The organism is Curtobacterium uvaldense (assembly GCF_028307415.1).
In the GTDB taxonomy this organism is placed as follows: Bacteria; Actinomycetota; Actinomycetes; order Actinomycetales; family Microbacteriaceae; genus Curtobacterium.
Window position 1 is genome coordinate 19161 of record NZ_JAQMHU010000023.1, and the last position, 18140, is coordinate 37300.

Annotated in this window: 12 protein-coding genes and 1 tRNA gene; 10 read left to right on the plus strand and 3 right to left on the minus strand. The window is 72.5% G+C overall.

The genetic code is table 11. The features are described from left to right. Nucleotides 1-26 precede the first annotated feature (26 nt). The 3 genes from efeU to PIJ49_RS12900 are packed head-to-tail and all read left to right on the plus strand — an operon-like array spanning nucleotide 27 to nucleotide 4133. Nucleotides 27-1616: an iron uptake transporter permease EfeU gene (efeU, locus tag PIJ49_RS12890; RefSeq protein WP_209685624.1), complete on the plus strand. Its 1590-nt coding sequence runs from the start codon at nucleotides 27-29 to the stop codon at nucleotides 1614-1616. Next, nucleotides 1603-2853: an iron uptake system protein EfeO gene (efeO, locus tag PIJ49_RS12895; RefSeq protein WP_209685626.1), complete on the plus strand. Its 1251-nt coding sequence runs from the start codon at nucleotides 1603-1605 to the stop codon at nucleotides 2851-2853. Before efeU ends, efeO begins: the two co-directional genes overlap by 14 nt. After that, complete coding sequence (locus tag PIJ49_RS12900; protein WP_209685628.1) at nucleotides 2850-4133, plus strand: Dyp-type peroxidase; 1284 nt, start codon at nucleotides 2850-2852, stop codon at nucleotides 4131-4133. Before efeO ends, PIJ49_RS12900 begins: the two co-directional genes overlap by 4 nt. A 253-nt stretch (nucleotides 4134-4386) precedes the next feature. Here PIJ49_RS12900 and PIJ49_RS12905 read toward each other — a convergent pair whose 3' ends face one another. From PIJ49_RS12905 to PIJ49_RS12915, 3 genes are all read right to left on the minus strand, one after another. Beyond that, a complete protein-coding gene (locus PIJ49_RS12905) occupies nucleotides 4387-6735 on the minus strand; it encodes a bifunctional metallophosphatase/5'-nucleotidase (RefSeq protein ID WP_271826768.1) in 2349 nt (782 codons plus the stop codon). 122 nt (nucleotides 6736-6857) lie between these two features. Next, on the minus strand, nucleotides 6858-8672 hold the full coding sequence (locus tag PIJ49_RS12910; protein WP_271826770.1) for a thiamine pyrophosphate-requiring protein: 1815 nt from the start codon (nucleotides 8670-8672) through the stop codon (nucleotides 6858-6860). A 52-nt stretch (nucleotides 8673-8724) separates the two neighbouring features. Continuing rightward, nucleotides 8725-9894: a Gfo/Idh/MocA family protein gene (locus tag PIJ49_RS12915; protein ID WP_066655782.1), complete on the minus strand. Its 1170-nt coding sequence runs from the start codon at nucleotides 9892-9894 to the stop codon at nucleotides 8725-8727. Nucleotides 9895-9975: 81 nt separating this feature from the next. On the opposite strand from PIJ49_RS12915, the gene PIJ49_RS12920 reads away from it, so the two are divergent. The 7 genes from PIJ49_RS12920 to PIJ49_RS12950 all read left to right on the plus strand — a co-directional run bounded on the left by PIJ49_RS12920 (nucleotide 9976) and on the right by PIJ49_RS12950 (nucleotide 18133). Beyond that, nucleotides 9976-11400, plus strand: coding sequence for a glucose-6-phosphate dehydrogenase (locus PIJ49_RS12920; RefSeq protein WP_271826771.1), 1425 nt, complete (start codon nucleotides 9976-9978; stop codon nucleotides 11398-11400). A gap of 102 nt (nucleotides 11401-11502) precedes the next feature. After that, nucleotides 11503-12288 carry a dienelactone hydrolase family protein gene (locus tag PIJ49_RS12925; RefSeq protein ID WP_271826772.1) on the plus strand — a complete coding sequence of 262 codons (786 nt, stop codon included), beginning with the start codon at nucleotides 11503-11505 and terminating at the stop codon, nucleotides 12286-12288. A gap of 112 nt (nucleotides 12289-12400) precedes the next feature. Then, a tRNA-Arg gene (locus tag PIJ49_RS12930) sits at nucleotides 12401-12473 on the plus strand. Nucleotides 12474-12743: 270 nt separating this feature from the next. After that, nucleotides 12744-14135 carry a purine-cytosine permease family protein gene (locus tag PIJ49_RS12935; RefSeq protein WP_209685636.1) on the plus strand — a complete coding sequence of 464 codons (1392 nt, stop codon included), beginning with the start codon at nucleotides 12744-12746 and terminating at the stop codon, nucleotides 14133-14135. A 178-nt stretch (nucleotides 14136-14313) separates the two neighbouring features. After that, nucleotides 14314-15870 (plus strand): hydantoinase/oxoprolinase N-terminal domain-containing protein, encoded by a 1557-nt coding sequence (locus PIJ49_RS12940; RefSeq protein ID WP_271826773.1) that lies wholly within the window; start codon nucleotides 14314-14316, stop codon nucleotides 15868-15870. Continuing rightward, nucleotides 15867-17021 (plus strand): S-methyl thiohydantoin desulfurase family protein, encoded by a 1155-nt coding sequence (locus PIJ49_RS12945; RefSeq protein WP_442874638.1) that lies wholly within the window; start codon nucleotides 15867-15869, stop codon nucleotides 17019-17021. Before PIJ49_RS12940 ends, PIJ49_RS12945 begins: the two co-directional genes overlap by 4 nt. Further along, nucleotides 17018-18133: an S-methyl thiohydantoin desulfurase family protein gene (locus PIJ49_RS12950; RefSeq protein ID WP_251160301.1), complete on the plus strand. Its 1116-nt coding sequence runs from the start codon at nucleotides 17018-17020 to the stop codon at nucleotides 18131-18133. Before PIJ49_RS12945 ends, PIJ49_RS12950 begins: the two co-directional genes overlap by 4 nt. The last annotated feature ends 7 nt before the right edge of the window (nucleotides 18134-18140 follow it).

Here is an 18140-nt window from a genome sequence, read left to right on the forward strand (position 1 = left end):
CTGGTTAGGTTAGCCTCACCTTCGCCATGATCGCCACCCTCGTCATCGGCCTCCGCGAAGGCCTCGAAGCGACGCTCATCGTCGGCATCATCGCCGCGTTCCTCCGTCGCAACCGCGCGCCTCTCGCCCCGATGTGGGCCGGCGTCGGGCTCGCCGTCGCGCTGAGCATCGCCGTCGGCTTCGGCCTGCAGCTCGTCGAGCAGGCACTGCCCCAGGCCCAGCAGGAGGGCATGGAGACGGTCATCGGAGCCGTCGCCGTGGTCTTCGTCACCGGGATGATCGTCTGGATGCGCACGCACGCGCGCACGCTGTCGCGGGACCTGCAGGCCAGTGCGTCGGCGGCGCTCGGACGGGGGACCGCCTGGGCGCTGGCGGGCATGGCGTTCCTCGCGGTCCTCAAGGAAGGGTTCGAGACCTCGGTCTTCCTCCTCGCGACCTTCCAGGCGTCGTCGGACACCGGCACGGCAGCCGTCGGTGCCGTGATCGGCATCGCGGTCGCGGTGGCGGTCGGGTACGGCATCTACACCGGCGGGGTCCGCCTCGACCTCGGCCGGTTCTTCACCGGTACCGGCGTCTTCCTCGTCTTCGTCGCCGGCGGCCTCGTGCTCACCGCACTGCGGCACGCGCACGAGGCCGGGTGGCTCGTCATCGGCCAGCAGCGCACGGTCGACCTCGGGTGGCTCGCCCCCAACGGGTCGCTCCGCGGCGCCCTCGTCACCGGCGTCCTCGGGATCCCCGCCGATCCGCGCGTCATCGAGGTGCTCGGCTGGTTCCTCTACGTCGTGCCCGTCCTCGCCGTCGCGGTCTGGCCGCGCCGCTGGCGTCCGTCGCCGGCCCGCGTCCCGGTGGTCCGCGCGGCGGTCGCCGCCGGGCTCGCGGCCACGGCCGTCGTCCTCGCCCTGGTCGTCCCGAGCACGGACGTCGACCTGCCGCGCACGACGGCGGTCACCGGTGACGCACGGTCCGTCACGGCGGACGTCGACGGTCCGGCAGCAGTCCTGCGCGTCTCCGGCACCGGCCGGGAGGCACGACGCACCCTCCCCGCGTCGGCCCACCGCCGCGTGACCCGCTCCGGCGTCGCCGCCGACCGCTGGCAGGTCACCGAGGACGTCCCGGTCGCCGGCCGCCCCACCTCGCTGACGCTCGACGACCTCGTCGGCCTCTTCGGCCGGGTCCCCGTCGGCATCTCGCCGAGCACGGACCCCGGGCCGTTCACGGCCCGCTGGTCCGTCCGCGAGACCGTCACCCTGACCACCGTCGGTGGGGGTGTCCTGGACGCGACCCGCTCGGAACGCGACGTGCTCACACTGCGCGGTGGGGGCCTCCCGGCCGCCCGGACCACCACGCTGGAACGCACGGTGTGGGCGGTGCCGACCGACCGCGTCGACCGCGCGGCCGCGGACCTGGCCGCGGCGCACACCCGCGCTGCCGAGCTGCGGCTCTGGAGCACCTGGCTGCCGATCGCGCTCGCCGTCGCCGCCGCCGCACAGGCGTTGCTCGCCCTCCGCGACCGTCGGCGCGCCGTCGCCCCACCGACCACCACCCCCGGAACCGACCCGTCGCGCGGACCGCCCGCCGACGTCCCTGCAAGGAGCCTCGACCATGCCGTTCGGTAGGACCGCCCGCCCCCGCGCCGCCCACCCCCTGGCCGCCCGCCCCCTGATCGTCCTCGGTGCGCTCGGCACCGTCACCGCCCTCGCCCTGTCCGGCTGCTCGACGGGGTCGCCCGCCGACGACAGCTCGATCAGCACCGGGAAGCTCTCCCGTGTCACCATCACCCTGACGAACGACGGCTCCGACGCCTGCGCCGTGTCGACCACGAAGGTCCCCGCGGGCCCCGTCACGTTCACGGTGCACAACGAGTCGTCCACCGCCATCACCGAGGTGGAGCTCCTGCAGGACCAGCGCATCCTCGGCGAGAAGGAGAACCTCGCCCCGGGGCTCGACGCCGTCCGCTTCACCGCCACGCTGAGCGGTGGGGAGTACCAGGTCTACTGCCCGGGTGCCGAGCACGAGCTCACCGACCTCACCGTGACCGGCAAGGCTGCGTCGACCGCGAACAGCAGCGCGGCCACCCTGCTCGCCGACGGAGCGAAGGGCTACGCGACCTACGTCGACGGCCAGGTCACCGACATGGTGGCGGCCGTGCAGCAGCTGCAGCACGACGTGGACGCCGGCGACCTCGACGCGGCGAAGCGCGACTACGCGGCGGCCCGTCCGTTCTACGAGCACGTCGAGAGCGACGTCGACGGCTTCGTCAAGAAGGGGTTCTCGGCCACCGACAACGCCGGCAACCTCGACTACCTGATCGACATGCGCGCGTCGAACCTCGACGACGCCGTCGGCTGGAGCGGCTTCCACGCCGTCGAGAAGGACCTGTTCCAGGCCGGCGCGATCACCGCGTCGACGAAGGAGACCGCGGCCGCACTGACCGCCGACGTCGAGCTCCTCGCGAAGCGCGTGCCGTCGATCGAGTACAAGCCCGAGGACCTGGCGAACGGCGCGGCCGGGCTGCTCGAGGAGGTCCAGTCGAACAAGATCACGGGCGAGGAGGAGGCGTACAGCCACATCGACCTCGTCGACCTCGCCGCGAACGTCGAGGGTGCCCGACAGGCCTTCGCGTACCTCAAGCCCGGCCTGACGAAGGTCGACCCGGCGCTGACGAAGCAGATCGCCACGCAGTTCGACACGACGAACACACTGATGGACGGCTTCCGCGACGCGGACTCCCTCGGCGGCTTCGCCACGTGGGACACCGCCGCGAAGGCGAAGGACGCCAACCGCATCTCGCAGCAGGTCCAGGCGCTGCAGGACCCGCTCTCGCGCCTGGCCGAGAAGGTCGCGACGGCGTGAACGACTCCCGCTTCTCCCGCCGCGGGCTGATCGGTGCCGGGCTCGCGGCCGCCGGTGCGGGCGTGGGTGCCGTCGCGGGTGTCGCCGGGTCGGCCGCCGCCACTGGCGTCGACCCGTTCACCGCGGCCGCGAACGGCGACGAGTCCGTCGACCTGTCGCAGTCGGTCCCGTTCTACGCGACCGCCGCCCGGCAGCCGCAGGGCGGGATCCGCACGACGCCGCAGCGGCACTGCGTCTTCATGGTGTTCGACCTGACGGCGTCCACCGCGACCGAACTCCAGGTCCTGCTCGCCCGCTGGTCGGCCGCGATCGCGCAGCTGCAGGCCGGCCGGACGATCGGCAGCGTCGAACCCGTCCACGGCGACGGTGTGGGAGCGGACACGGGCGAGGCGCTCGACCTCGGCCCGGCGTCACTGACCGTCACCGTCGGGCTCGGGCCCGGCGTCTTCGACGAGCGCTTCGGCCTCGCCGCGAAGCGTCCGGCGCACCTGGCCGCGATCCCGCCGCTGCCGAGCGACGACCTGGACGCGCAGCTGACCGGCGGCGACCTGTCGCTGCAGGCCTGCGCCGACGACCCGCAGGTGGCGTACCACGCGGTCCGCGACCTGGCCCGGATGGCCCGCGGCACCGCGACCGTGCGGTGGACCGTGATCGGGTTCGGCCGCGCCTCGGCCGGTCCGACGCAGTCGACGCCGCGCAACCTGATGGGGTTCAAGGACGGGACGCGGAACGTCACGACGGACGACGAGTACGACCGGTTCGTGTGGCTCGACCGCGGAGCCGACTGGATGGCCGGTGGCACGTACCAGGTGGTGCGGAAGATCCGCATGAACCTGGAGACCTGGGACGCCGACGTCGTCTCCGACCAGCAGCGGGTGTTCGGCCGGACGAAGGTCGAGGGCGCGCCGCTCTCCGGCGGGTCGGAGCACACGACGCCGGACTTCCACGCCCGGGCGCCGCACGGCACCGACGCGGACGGCGGGACCGCGATCGACCCGCGCTCCCACGTCGCCCTCGCGGCGCACGAGAACAACGGCGGCGTGAAGATCCTGCGCCGCGGGTACAACTACACCGACGGGCTGAACCAGTACGGGCAGCTCGACGCCGGCCTGCTCTTCGCGGCGTACGTGAACGACCCGGAGCACGTCACGCGGCTGCAGCGGAAGCTCGGTGCGTCCGACCGCCTGAACGAGTACGTGTCGCACATCGGGTCCGGGGTGTTCGCCGTGCCGCCGGCACCCCGCAAGGGCTCGTACATCGGGGAGCAGCTCTTCCACTGACCCCGGCGGGAGTCGAGGTGGGTGCCCTCCGTCGTTTCCCTGGAGACGGAGAGCACCCGCGCCGCGGAGTCCGGCGGACGGAACCACCGCCCGCCCCCTGGGGGGACGACCCGGCGCGACGCATCGCGATGCGACAGGGGGAGCGTACCTCGCGGGACTGCCCCTGAGCAGTCCCGTTCTGGGATCGGACAGCGGAACGGGCCGCCCCACCAGGTGGGACGGCCCGTCGCGTCGTCGGCCGGGAGGCGCGGTGTCAGTCCGTCAGGACCGGCCCGTCCTCGACGGCGCGCTTCCGGCGTGCGAGCACCAGCGCCACGGCGCCGGCGAGCAGCAGGACGCCGGCGGCGATGCCCGGGAACACCAGGTCGGCGCCGGTGAACGCCAGGTCGCCGCGAGCGGCGTCCGGTCGGTCGGCGTCCACGACACCGGTGCCCGCGCCGTCGGCACCGCCCGCGCTGCCGTCGCCGTCGGTGTCGCCGCTGCCCGGCAGGCCGGGACCGGGGGTACCCGGGTCGGTCGGCTCGCCGGTGCCCGGCTCCGGCTCGACGGCCGTCTCGACCGGGACCGTCACGGCGAGGGTCACGGTCTGCCCGTTCGGCAGGGTGAGGACGAGCGGCTGGTCGGTCGTCGCGGTCGGGGCGGCGGCGCGGGCAGCAGCGGTCGGAACGGCCGTCGGCTCCGTGTCCGCGGCAGGCGTGCCCGGCACGGTGAACGCGAGGGTCGCGCGACCCTGCTCGTCGGTGGTGTCGACGACCGTCGTGTCGACCTCGGCGGACGCGAGCTCCTGACCACCGGCGCTGACCGAGACGGTGCCGCCCTGGTCGGCCGCGTTGCTGAAGGTCAGGGACGACAGGTCGATGCGGACGTCGTCGCCGGGGCCGAAGCCGCCGGCAGGTGCCTCGGAGACCCGGACGCCGACGGCCCGCTGGTCCTCCTGGACCGCGACGGTCGGGCGTGCTCGGAAGTACTGGACCTGCGCCTCGAGGTCGACCATGCCGCTGTCCTGCTTCGCGGCGGCGTCCTTGAAGGCGGCGAAGTTGTCTCCGCCGGTCGCGAGGAACGAGTTCACCGTGACCTTGTAGGTGCGGTCGGACGCGATCGGGTCACCGTCGAGGGTCATGCCCGTGATGCGCTCGCCGGCCGTGGCCAGCGGGTCGTAGGTGTAGCTGAAGCCCTCGGAGACGCCGAGCTTGAGGAAGGGGCGGCTCGCGGTCGACGGCTGCCACTGCTGCTCGAGCGCCCGCCGGATCTGGTCGCCGGTCAGGTCGAGCACGACGAGCGTGTTCGCGAAGGGCTGGACGACCGCCGCTTCCTTGTACGTCACCGCGCCGGAGGCGATGTCCGCGCGGAGACCGCCCGGGTTCATGAAGGCGATCTGCGAGCCCTGGCGCTGCGTCTGGTCACGCTGCACCTCGGCGACGAAGTTGCCGAGGGTGGACTCGCCGCCGCGGTTCTCCGACCCGTTCGACTGCACGGCGCGCTGCAGGTCGCGGTCCACCGTGCCCAGCTCGACGGCGCCGAGGCGGTCGGCTTCCTGCACGGCGGCGTCGACCGTGGTCTGCACGGCGGGGTCGGGCGTGTACGTGCCGTCGACCAGGCGCAGGTTCTCGGGCGTCGCCGCGGTCACCGTGCCGTCCGCGGCGACCGTGAGCTCGACGTGACCGAGGTTGAAGCCGTACGAGCCGGTCTGGATCACGGGGCGGGCGACGGTACCGCCGGTCGGGACGACCGAGTAGGCGTACGTCTGGTGCGTGTGGGCGGACAGGATCGCCGAGACCTTCGGCGTGACGCCGTGGACCGCGCGCGCGAAGTCGGAGTCGTCGCCGGGCGCGACCTCGGCGGGGGACTCGGCGCCGTCGTGCACGAGGAGGACGAGCACGTCGGCCTCGTCGTTCGCCGTGTCACCGTCGGTGAGCTGCGCCGCGACCTTGTTCACCTCGGTCGTGATGTCGCCCATCTCCAGTCCGGCGATGCCGTCCGGAGCGACGAGGCCCTGGCCGACGAGGTCGACCGTCGCGCCGATGAACCCGACGCGCTTGCCGCTGATCTCCTGGATCGAGTACGGCTGGAACGCGGGTTCGCCCGTGGTCGAGTCGAGGATGTTCGCGGAGACGTAGTCCCACTGCGCCGCGCGGACGCCCTCGCCCTGGCCGCCGATCACGCGGTCGCGCAGGTCGTCCTGGCCCTTGTCGAGCTCGTGGTTGCCGATGGCGCTGACCGACAGGTCCATCTGGTTGAGGACGTCGATGGTGGGCTGGTCGTCCTGGATGAAGGACTCGAACGTCGAGCCGCCGATGTTGTCGCCGGAGCTGACGAAGGCGGACGTCGAGGGATCGGCACCCCGGAGCTGCTCGAGTGCACCGGCGAGGGTCGCGGCACCGGCGGCGTCGCCGTCCCGCGGTGCCGGAGCACCGGCGGAGTCCTTCGAGATCGACTGCGCGATTCGGCCGTGGAAGTCGTTGACGTTGTAGAGGTCGATCGTGGTGTCGCCCTCGGCGGCGAGGGCGGCGGACGGGACGGTCAGGGCGGTGAGGACGCCGGCGGCGACCAGGGCGGAGGCCCCGGCCAGGCGCCGGCGACGCGGGGGAGTGTGAGCGTTCATCACCGCAAGAACCTATGAACTCCCACAGCCGACGCGCCAGGGGTTGCCGCAACACGTCACGTGGTGTTCACACCACGGGGGACGTTCCTCCCGTTCGGGGGACAACCACGGCGGGATCGGCGTCAGTCCCGGCCCAGCGCGCCCTTCACCCGCTCGACGGCCTCGGCAGCCATGGCCTTCGCCGAGTCCTTGATGACGCCGATCTCCGCCGGGTCGCCCTTGAGCAGGCTCTTCGCGGTGTTCACCGCGTACTCGGCGGTGATGTGCGGCGGCAGCGGCGGCACGTTGCGGCTGACGTAGGCGTCGATGAGGGTGACCCCGGGGTTGGCGAACGCCCGCTCCACGGCTGCCTCGACCTCGTCGTCACCGTGCACCGCGATGCCCTCGAAGCCGAGCAGCCGGGCGTACCCGGCGTAGTCCATCGACTCGACGTCCTGCGACCCGGACCACATCGGGTTGCCGTCCTCGGTCCGCATCTCCCACGAGACCTGGCCGAGGTCGTCGTTGTGCATGACCACGATCACGAGCTGCTGGTTCGGCCACTGGGCCATGTACTTCTTCACCGTGATGAGCTCGTTCATGCCGAGCATCTGGAAGGCCCCGTCGCCGATGGTGCAGACCGCCGGGGCGTCCGGGAAGGCGAACTTCGCCGTGACGGCGTAGGGCATCGCCGCGAGCATCGTCGCGAGCCGTCCGGACATGTCGCCGTGCATACCGCGGCGCAGTCGGATGTGGTGGCCGTACCAGTCGGCGGTGGTCCCGGCGTCGCAGGTGACCGTGACGCCCTCGGGCAGGCGCTCGTTCACGGCGCGGATGACGCGTCGTGGGTTGACGCCGTCGTCGTACGCGACCTCGGCCTGGCGGTGCATCTCCGCCTCCCACTCACGCATCTCGCCGGCGAGCTTGTCCTGCCACGCGGTGTCCTGCTTGTCGCGCAGCAGCGGCATGACCGCCTGCAGCGTCGCACCGACGTCGCCCCACAGGTTGAGCTCGGTCGGGTACCGCAGGCCCATCTGCTCGGGCTTGATGTCGACCTGCACGCCGCGGGCCTGACCGGAGGCGGGCAGGTACTCGCCGTAGGGGTAGTTCGAGCCGAGGAGCACGATCGTGTCGCACTCCTTGATCTGGGTCAGGCTCGGGCGCGAGCCGAGGAGCCCGACCTGCTGCGTGTGGTACGGCACGTCGGAGGGCACGACGTCCTTCCCGCGCAGCGCGGTGATGATGCCGGCGCCGGTCTTCTCTGCGGCCTCGAGCACCAGGTCCGTGGCACCACGGGCGCCGGCTCCGACGAGGAACGTCACGCGCTCCCCGGCGTTCAGGATCTCGGCGAAGCGCGCGATCTGGTCCTGCGGCGGCACGATCCGGGTCGAGGGGGCGACGTCGCTCGACCGGGACACCCAGTGCTCGGCGGCCGGGGCCTCGTACGCCATCGCCTGCACGTCGTGGGGGAGCACGACGACCGCCGGCTGCTTGCGGAGCATCGCGGTGCGGAACGCCGTGTCGACCACGACGCCGACCGCGTCCGGCGTGGCGACGGTCTCCACGTAGCAGGCGACGTCGGCGAACACGCGCTCGAGGTTCGACTCCTGCTGCGTGAACGTGCCGATCGACGCCAGGCCCTGCTGCCCGACGATCGCGACGACCGGCTGGTTGTCCATCTGCGCGTCGTACAGCCCGTTGAGCAGGTGGAACGCGCCGGGGCTCGAGGTCGCGACGCAGACCCCGACCTCGCCGGTGAACTTGGCGTGCGCGGTCGCCATCAGCGCGGCGATCTCCTCGTGCGTCGGGCGGACGTACTCGAGCTCGCGCTCGCTGCCGTCGGCCTTGCCGAGCGCCCCGTCGAACGCACCGATCCCGTCCCCGGGGTAGCCGAAGACGCGCGAGACGCCCCATGCCTTGATGCGGTCGATGACGAAGTCGCTCACGGTCGTGCTCATGCACCCACCGTGCTCGGCGGTTCCTGTACACGCTCAGGTCGCCCGGGGGACGTCAGGCGACGGGACGCCACGTCCCGTCGGCCGCGCTGGCGACGACGGCCTCGATGACCGACGCCGCACGAGCACCGTCGGCGAACGTGGGGAGCCCCTCGGGCCACGCCGAACGGTCGCCCTCCGCCCGGACCGCCGCGTAGGTGTCGGCGACGAACGCCGCGAAGGCGTCGAGGTACCCCTGCGGGTGCCCGGCCGGCACGACCGCCAGCCGACGCTGGTCGGGGAACCCGAGCGAGGGGTCGCGCACCACGATCTGGGCGCCGCGCTCGTTGCCGAACCACGCCGCCTCGGGCTGCTCCTGGTCGAAGGCCGCCGACCCGAGGGTGCCGTCGACCTCGAACCACAGCCGGTTCTTCCGCCCGGCCGCGACCTGCGAGACGACGACGTTGCCGATGCGCCCGGTGCCGGTGCGGAAGGTCGCGACGGCCGTGTCCTCCGTGGTGACCTCGGCCCGCTGCCCGGCGTCCGCCACCGGGTCGGGGTCCGGCGAGCCGGAGAACGACGGCCCGGAGGCAGCCGGACGGGTCGGGTAGACGATGTCGGTCGCGGCGCTCACCGCGGCGAACGGGTCGCCGGTCACGAACTCGACCAGGTCGCACCAGTGCGAGCCGATGTCCGCGAAGGCCCGGGACACCCCGCCGGCACCGGCGTCCACCCGCCAGCTCGAGGCGTCCTCGTCGAGCATCCAGTCCTGCAGGTAGTGGCCGTGCACGGCGAGCAACCGGCCGAGCTCACCGGCGGCGATGCGGGCGCGGATCTCCCGGACGACCGGGTGGTACCGGTAGACGAACGGCACGGTCGCGACGACGCCGGCCTCGTCGGCTGCGGCGACCAGCTCGGCGGCCTGCTCGGCGCTGATCGCGAGCGGCTTCTCGCACACGACGTTGATCCCGGCGCGGACGACCGCGAGCGACTGCGGGTGGTGCTGGTCGTTCGGCGTGCAGACGTGGACGACGTCGGGGGCGTCGGCGATCACCTCGTCGAGTGAGGCGTAGCCGCGGGGCACGTCGAGCTGTGCGGCGACCTGCTCCGACCGGGCCGGCGTCCGGCCGAGCACCCCGACGACCTCGGCGCCCGCGGCCCGTGCCGCACGGGCGTGCACCCCCGCGATCATCCCGGTGCCGACCACGGCGACGCGGATGCGTCGCCCTCCGTACCCACTGCTCATGGTGCTCCCTCGCGCCGGACTCGCCCCACCGTACCGACGCAACCCGGCCACGCGCCGGAACGCGTGAGTACGGTCGGGGGCATGTCGAGCCTCCAGACCAGCCTGCTCATCCTCGGAGCCAGCGGCGACCTGTCCAAGCGACTGCTGCTGCCCGGTCTCGCCACCCTCCTCGAGGTCAAGGACGACTGGGACGTCCAGCTCGTCGGGGCCGGCGTGGAGGACATCTCGGACGACGACTGGAAGGCGCAGGTGCGCACGTCCTTCGAGAACGCGCAGGCGTCGAAGAACGAGGAGGACGAGGGCGCGCACGACGGCGGCGAGAAGCTCAGCCGGCGGCTCGTCGAGGTCATCGAGGCCTCGACCTACCGCAAGGCCGACGTCACCGACGCCGACGACCTGGGGGCCCTGCTCGACGCGTGCCACCACGACCCGGCGATCTACTTCGCGCTGCCGCCGGCCGTGACCGAGAAGAGCTGCGCCGTCCTCAAGGACCTCGACCTGCCCGGTGGCACGCGGCTCGCGCTCGAGAAGCCGTTCGGCACCGACGCCGAGAGCGCCGAGCACCTCAACGACCTGCTGCACTCGTTCCTGCCCGAGGAGCGCATCCACCGCGTCGACCACTTCCTCGGCCGCTCCACGGTCCTCAACCTGCTCGGGCTGCGCTTCGCGAACCGCATCATCGAGCCGCTGCTGTCGTCGGCGCACGTCGACCGCGTCGACATCGTCTACGACGAGACCCTCGGGCTGGAGGGCCGCGCGCGCTACTACGACAAGGCCGGTGCCCTGGTCGACATGATCCAGAGCCACCTGCTGCAGGTGATGGCCGTCGTCGCGATGGAGGCGCCTGCATCCATCGACGCCGACGACCTCCGCACGCAGAAGGAGCTCGTCCTGCGCGCCGTCCGGCCGTGGGGCGAGGACGTCGTCGCCGCGGGCAAGCGTGCGCGCTACACCGCCGGCACGATCGGGGACCGTGAGCTGCCGTCCTACGTCGACGAGGACGGCGTCGACCCGTCGCTCGGCACCGAGACCCTCGCGCAGCTCACCCTCGAGGTCGCGAACTGGCGCTGGGCCGGCGTGCCCTTCACGCTGCGGTCCGGCAAGGCGCTGGAGCAGCAGCGTCGCGAGATCGTCATCACCTTCAAGGACTCGCCGCACGTGCCGAACGGGCTGAGCGGCGCCGAGCGTCCGGACAAGCTGCGGATCTGGATCGCCCCGGACGAGATGCAGCTCGAGCTCAACGTCAACGGTCCCGGCGACCCGTACACGATCGACCACACGGCGCTGTCCGTGAACTTCAACCCCGGTCGGCTCAGCGCCTACGGCGAGGTCCTGGCCGGCGTGCTCGAGGGCGACGCGACGCTGTCGGTGCGCGGTGACAGCGCGGTGCAGGGGTGGAAGGTGGTCGAGCCGTTCCTGCGTGCGTGGCGCGACGGGAAGGCGCCGCTCGACGAGTACGCGGCCGGGTCGGCCGGTCCCGACAGGTGGGACAACATCGACTGCTGACGTCGCGTCGGCGGGAGGCGCGGTGCCGGACGGGAGGCGCGTGGCGGGGCCGCCACGCGCCTCCCGTCCGTCTGCCGGTCGCGCGGCGTAGCGTCCGGTGACGTGAAGACCACCGACGACGTCCTGTCCACCGTCCCCGTCCCCGCCGGCTCCGACGTCCGCGTCGAGCCCGTCCGCTACGACCACGAGGGCACCGCGCTCCTCGGTGTGCTGGCGAAGGACCACGCCGTGTCGGGGCCCCGCCCCGCCGTCCTCGTGATCCACGACTGGCACGGCGTCAACGAGCACGTCGAGGCCCGGGTGACGATGCTCGCCCGTCTCGGCTACGTCGCCTTCGGTGCGGACGTCTACGGCGAGGGCGTCCGTCCCGGCGACGACACCGCCGGCGAGGTCGCGGGCTCGTTCTACCAGGACCTGCCGCTGTTCCGCGCCCGGCTGACCGCGGGGCTCGACCGGCTGCGCGACGACCCCGACGTCGACCACTCCCGCATCGTCGTGATGGGGTACTGCTTCGGCGGCTCCGGCGCGATCGAACTCGCGCGCACCGGTGCGGACCTCGCCGGCGCAGTGTCCTTCCACGGTGGCCTGATCGTGCACGAGCCCTCGGACGCGTCCGCGATCCGGTCGAAGCTCCTCGTGCTCACCGGGGGAGCGGACCCGATGGTGCCGGACACGACGGTCGCCGAGTGGCAGGACGAGATGCGCGCGGTGCCGTCGGTCGACTGGCAGGTCACCACCTACGCCGGCGCGATGCACGCGTTCGCGGTGCCGGGCACCGATGCGCCGGACCACGGGGCGCAGTACCAGGAGCGCGCCGACCGCCGCTCGTGGCAGGCGTTGCAGGTGTTCCTCGCCGAGGTGTTCGACGAGGAGCCGACCGTGGTCTGAACGGCGCGACACGCCGAGGGCTCGGTGCGGCGCGGCTCGATTGGCGTTCCGCGCCGCACCTGTTGTAGAGTCTTCCACGGCCGCAAGGCCAGCATCGGTCGCAAGACCGGATGCGCTCGTAGCTCAATGGATAGAGCATCTGACTACGGATCAGAAGGTTGGGGGTTCGAGTCCCTTCGAGCGCACATCTGAGAAGGCCCCGTCGCACTGCGACGGGGCCTTCGTCGTTCCCGGGCCCATGTCGTTCCCGGGCCCATGTCGTTCCCGGGCCTCCGTCGTGTTCGGGGTTCGACGCCGGTCAGCGCCAGCCGACGCTCCCAGGGACGACGCTGTGCAGAGTGCACCGGTTCACCTGCCGGTAACGACATCGTGCACGTGTACCCGCTCCCGTCACGTCACTACGGTTGCCGCAACCCGGTCGCCCCGACCGGCTCCCCGTCCCCCAGGAGCACCCGATGGCCAGTGCAGCGTCAGCACCACCAGCCCCGTCCGTCGTCGTCGACGACCACTCCCTGTCCCGCGTCCCCGCCTCCGCCCGCTACGGCTGGTTCCAGGTCGCGGTGCAGCGGTTCGGGCAGATCTCCGCCCTGTCCCAGTTCCTGCTCGGCGCCACGCTCGGCTTCGGCATGGGCTTCTGGGAGGCGTTCTGGGCGATCACCCTCGGTGCCGTGATCCTGGAGATCGTGTCGGTCTTCGTCGGCATCATCGGCATGCGCGAGGGCCTCAACACCTCCGTGATCGCGCGGTGGACCGGGTTCGGCAAGGCCGGCTCCGCACTGGTGGGTCTGGCGATCGGCCTGAGCCTGATCGGGTGGTTCGGCATCCAGTCCGGCGTCTCCGCCGCCGGGCTCGTCGCGATCCTGCCGGTCCTGCCGGCGTGGGCGTGGTCGCTCGTGTTCGGCCTGCTCGTCACCGCGATCGTGCTCCGCGGCTTCCACTCCATGCAGTGGCTCGCCAACATCACGGTGCCGCTGTTCCTGGTCCTGGTGGGCTGGGCGGTCGTCGTCGAGCTGAGCCAGCACTCGATCGCCGAGCTCGCCGCGAAGGCCCCGGCCGGCCCGGAGCTGAGCTTCGTCGCGGGCACCACCCTCGTCGCCGGAGGCTTCATCGTCGGCGCGGTCATCACGCCCGACATGACGCGCTTCAACCGCTCGGTCGGCGACGTCGTCAAGCAGACCGCGCTCGGCGTCACGCTGGGGGAGTACGTCATCGGGCTCGCGGGCGTCCTGCTCGCCCACGCCGTCGGGTCGTCCGACATCACCCGCGTCATCACGTCGAGCGTCGGCTGGGTCGGCATCCTCGTGATCCTGCTCGGCACGTTCAAGATCAACGACTGGAACATCTACAGCTCGAGCCTCGGCGTCACGAACTTCATCGACGTGGTGTTCGGCAGGAAGGTGAACCGTGGTGTCGTCACCCTCGTGCTCGGCATCGTCGGGTCGGTGCTGGCCGCCGTCGGGTTCCTCGACGCCTTCACCCCCTTCCTCATCGTGCTCGGTGTCGTGTTCCCGCCGATCGCGGGGATCATGATCGCCGAGTACTTCGTCGTGCAGCGCTGGCGCCGTGAACTCAGCGAGAGCGAGGGCCTGCCGGCCACGAGTCCGACGTGGGTCCCCGCGACACTCGTCATCTGGGCGGTCGCGGCACTGGTCGGCTACTTCGTCGCGATCGGCATCCCGTCGATCAACTCCGTCGTCATCGCCTTCGTGCTCTACGTGATCGCAGGCAAGGCCGGATGGGTCCGCGGGGTCGGCGTGAGCCGCACCGAGGACGCCCCGGCAGCGGTCGGCGACGGCACGACGAGCGACGCCCCGGCGGCGGCACCCGCGCCGGCACCGGCGCCCTGAAGCCGGCGGTCGGCGCCCCCCTGCCGACCGCCACCTCGTCGCCGGCCGTGCCGTGGCCCCCTGACCCGGACACGGCACGGTCGGCCCGACACTCCGTCAGCACCACCACAGCACCACCACCGGCACCACGACAGCACCACCACCGGCACCACGACAGCACCACCCCGAAGGGAACCCCATGCGCATCGGCATCGACGTCGGCGGCACGAACACGGACGCCGTCCTGATGGACGGCAGCACGGTCGCCGCGGCCGTGAAGCGGTCGACGACCCAGGACGTCACGTCCGGCATCGTCGCCGCCCTGGCCGGCCTGCGCGAGCAGCGCGACTTCACCTCGGCGGACATCGACGGCGTGATGATCGGTACGACGCACTTCATCAACGCGCTCGTCGAGGCCCGGGGACTCGCCCCGACCGCGGCCGTCCGTCTCGGCCTGCCCGCGACCGCGTCGCTGCCGCCCTTCACCGACTGGCCCGAGCACCTGGTGGGCGCCGTGCAGGGACGGGCGTTCCTGGCGCACGGCGGCCACGAGTTCGACGGCCGGGTCATCTCCGAGCTGGACCCGGACGAGCTGAAGCGGCACGCCGAGGCCATCGGTGCCGCCGGGATCCGCTCGATCGCGATCTCGTCGGTGTTCTCCCCGATCAACGACGAGTTCGAGCAGCGGGCGCAGGCGATCATGGCCGCCGAGCTCGGACCGGACGTCACGTTCTCGCTGTCGAGCGAGATCGGACGCATCGGGCTGCTCGAGCGCGAGAACGCCACCATCATCAACGCGGCGCTCCGCGAGCTCGCCGACCGCATCGTCGACGGCCTGTCCGGCTCCGTCGCCGGCAGCGGGATCGACGCGCCCCTGTTCCTCAGCCAGAACGACGGCACGCTCATGGACGTCGAGTACGCCCGGCGCTACCCGGTCGCGACGTTCGCCTCGGGCCCGACGAACTCGATGCGCGGCGCCGCGGTGCTCTCCGGCTTCGACACCTGCGCGGTCGTCGACGTCGGCGGCACCACGAGCGACGTCGGCGTGCTGACCGGTGGCTTCCCGCGCGAGGCCACCGGTGAGGTCGCGGTCGCGGGCATCCGCACGAACTTCCGGATGCCCGACGTGCTGTCGATCGGCATCGGGGGCGGCTCCCGCATCCGCGAGGACGGCGCCCTGGTCGGCCCGGACTCGGTCGGCTACCGACTCACCCAGGAGGGCCTGGTCTTCGGCGGCGACACCCTCACCGCGACCGACGTGGCCGTCCGCGGTGGCCGTGGCGCCATCGGGGACGTCTCCCGTGTCGCCGGTGTGCCGGCCGAGGTCGCCGAACGGGCCCTCGCGGTGATCGCCGAGCGCGTCGCCGACGTCGTGGAGCGCATGCGCACCTCGTCGGACCCGCTGCCCGTGGTCGCCGTCGGTGGCGGGTCCGTCCTGCTGCCCGACACCCTGCCCGGGCTCGGCACGGTGCACCGGCCGGAGCACCACTCGGTCGCCAACGCGATCGGCGCCGCCATCGCGCAGGTGTCCGGCGAGGTCGACAAGGTCTACGCGATCAGCGACGGCAGGCGTTCCGCCGTGGTCGACGAGGCCCGCCAGGAGGCCGTCGACCGAGCCGTCGCCGCCGGAGCCGATCCGTCCAGTGTCGCGATCGTCGACTTCGACGAGGTCCCGATCCCGTACCTGCCCGGCAACGCCACGCGCATCCGCGCCAAGGCGGTCGGCGACCTCGCACTCGGGGCGCTGGTCCGATGACGACGACGGCGACGGCACCCGGCGTGGACACGCGTCCGTCGGCGACCACCGTCCGTCCCCTCACCGAGATCGGCGAGGACTGCTCCGCGCTCGCCCGCGGCGCCGCCGTCCTCGGTACCGGCGGTGGTGGCGACCCCTACATCGGCCGACTGCTGGCCGAGGCCGCGGTCCGCGAGCACGGCCCCGTGCCGGTCGTGCAGGTCGAGGACCTGCCCGACGACGCCGTCGTGCTCAACGTCGCGATGATCGGCGCACCGACCGTCATGGTCGAGAAGCTGCCGTCCGGCGCGCAGTTCGCCGAGGCGATCCGCAGCCTGGCCACCCACCTCGGCGTCACCCCGACGCACGTCGCGTGCATCGAGGTCGGCGGCGTCAACTCGACCAGCCCGATCGTCGCCGCGGCCGAACTCGGCCTGCCGCTCGTCGACGGCGACGGCATGGGCCGCGCCTTCCCCGAGGTGCAGATGGTCCTGCCGACCCTGTCGGGGATCAGCGCCACGCCGATGGCACTCGCCGACGAGAAGGGCAACACCGCCGTCTTCGACACCGTCGACAACCGCTGGGCGGAACGGCTCGCCCGCACCGCGACGGTCGAGATGGGGTGCTCCGCGATCACCGCGCAGTACGCGATGTCCGGCGCCGAGCTCAAGCAGTCGTACGTCCGCGGCAGCCTCTCGCTCAGCGTCGCGATCGGCGAGGCACTCGTCGCCGCCCGCACCGCGAACGAGGACCCCGTGGCCGCGGTCACCGCGGTGCTCGGTGGGACCGTCGTGTTCGAGGGCAAGGTCGCCGACGTGGAGCGGAAGACCGTCACCGGCTTCGCCCGCGGGACCGCCCGCATCGCCGGATCCGGCAGCGACACCGGCCTGGAGGCCGTGCTCCGGTTCCAGAACGAGCACCTGCTGGTCGAGGTGGCCGGGTCGGTCCGCACCACCACCCCCGACCTGATCGTCACCCTGGACGCCGAGACCGGTGAACCGATCACCACCGAGGGGCTGCGCTTCGGCGCACGCGTCCGGATCGTCACCGCACCGGCCGACCCGCGCTGGCACACCCCGGCGGGCCTCGCGCTCGCCGGACCCCGGTACTTCGGCTACGACACCCCGGCGGTCCGCCACGACGGCACCGTCAGCGAGGGAGAACACGCATGAGCTGGACCATCGACGTCGACGACCTGCCCGACCTCGCGCGCGGCGCCGCACTGCTCGGCACCGGGGGCGGGGGCGACCCGCTCATCGGCATGCTGCTCGTCAAGGCGGCGATCGAGGAGCACGGACCGGTGACGGTCCTCGACCCGTCCGAGGTGCCGGACGACGCCCTCGTCATCCCCACCGCGCAGATGGGCGCCCCGACCGTGGTGCTCGAGCGGCTGCCCGCCGGCCCGGAGCCGCTCGGTGCCCTCCGCCGACTCGAGGCGCACCTCGGCCGGACCGCCACCGCCACGATGCCGATCGAGTGCGGCGGCATCAACTCGATGATCCCGCTGCTCGTCGGCGCGACCGGCGGCCTGCCCGTCGTCGACGCGGACGGCATGGGGCGCGCGTTCCCGGAGCTGCAGATGGAGACCTTCTCGGTGTACGGGGTGCCCGGGTCCCCGCTGGCGATCAGCGACGAGAACGGCCACGGCGTCGTCATCGACACCGGGCACGACAACCGGCAGATGGAGTGGCTCGCCCGCGGCGTCACGATCCGCCTCGGCGGGGTGGCGTACATCGCCGAGTACGCGATGAGCGGCCGCCAGGTCCGGGAGACCGCCGTCCCGCGGACGCTCTCGCTCGCGCTGGCGGTCGGTCGGGCGATCCGACGGGCACGCGAGGAGCACCGCGACCCCGTCGAGGGGCTCGCCGAGGCGTTCGGGCAGACGATCTACACGCACCTGCGCGAGCTGTTCGACGGCAAGGTCGTCGACGTCGAGCGCCGGACGGTCGACGGGTTCGCGAAGGGCCGGGCCGTCGTCCAGGGCGCCGACGGGTCGGAGCTCGAGATCGCCTTCCAGAACGAGAACCTCGTCGCCCGACGGGACGGTCGCCTCGTCGCGGTGGTGCCGGACCTGATCTGTGTGCTCGACGCCGAGACGGCGGAACCGATCACCACGGAGCGCCTGCGCTACGGCCAGCGCGTCCGGGTGATCGGGGTGTCGACGCCCGACCTCATGCGCACACCGGAGGCCCTCGCGGTGTTCGGGCCGTCGTGCTTCGGCCTGGACGACGACTTCGTCCCGGTCGAGCAGCTGCACGATCGCGCGCCGGTGGGGGCGCGCTGAGCGGCGC

Bases quoted from the DNA above. Each gene is read 5' to 3' on its own strand.
- efeU (WP_209685624.1), top strand. From the start codon at position 27: ATGATCGCCACCCTCGTCATCGGCCTCCGCGAAGGCCTCGAAGCGACG.
- efeO (WP_209685626.1), top strand. From the start codon at position 1,603: ATGCCGTTCGGTAGGACCGCCCGCCCCCGCGCCGCCCACCCCCTGGCC.
- PIJ49_RS12905 (WP_271826768.1), bottom strand. From the start codon at position 6,735: ATGAACGCTCACACTCCCCCGCGTCGCCGGCGCCTGGCCGGGGCCTCC.
- PIJ49_RS12910 (WP_271826770.1), bottom strand. From the start codon at position 8,672: ATGAGCACGACCGTGAGCGACTTCGTCATCGACCGCATCAAGGCATGG.
- PIJ49_RS12915 (WP_066655782.1), bottom strand. From the start codon at position 9,894: ATGAGCAGTGGGTACGGAGGGCGACGCATCCGCGTCGCCGTGGTCGGC.
- PIJ49_RS12920 (WP_271826771.1), top strand. From the start codon at position 9,976: ATGTCGAGCCTCCAGACCAGCCTGCTCATCCTCGGAGCCAGCGGCGAC.
- PIJ49_RS12935 (WP_209685636.1), top strand. From the start codon at position 12,744: ATGGCCAGTGCAGCGTCAGCACCACCAGCCCCGTCCGTCGTCGTCGAC.
- PIJ49_RS12940 (WP_271826773.1), top strand. From the start codon at position 14,314: ATGCGCATCGGCATCGACGTCGGCGGCACGAACACGGACGCCGTCCTG.
- PIJ49_RS12945 (WP_442874638.1), top strand. From the start codon at position 15,867: ATGACGACGACGGCGACGGCACCCGGCGTGGACACGCGTCCGTCGGCG.
- PIJ49_RS12950 (WP_251160301.1), top strand. From the start codon at position 17,018: ATGAGCTGGACCATCGACGTCGACGACCTGCCCGACCTCGCGCGCGGC.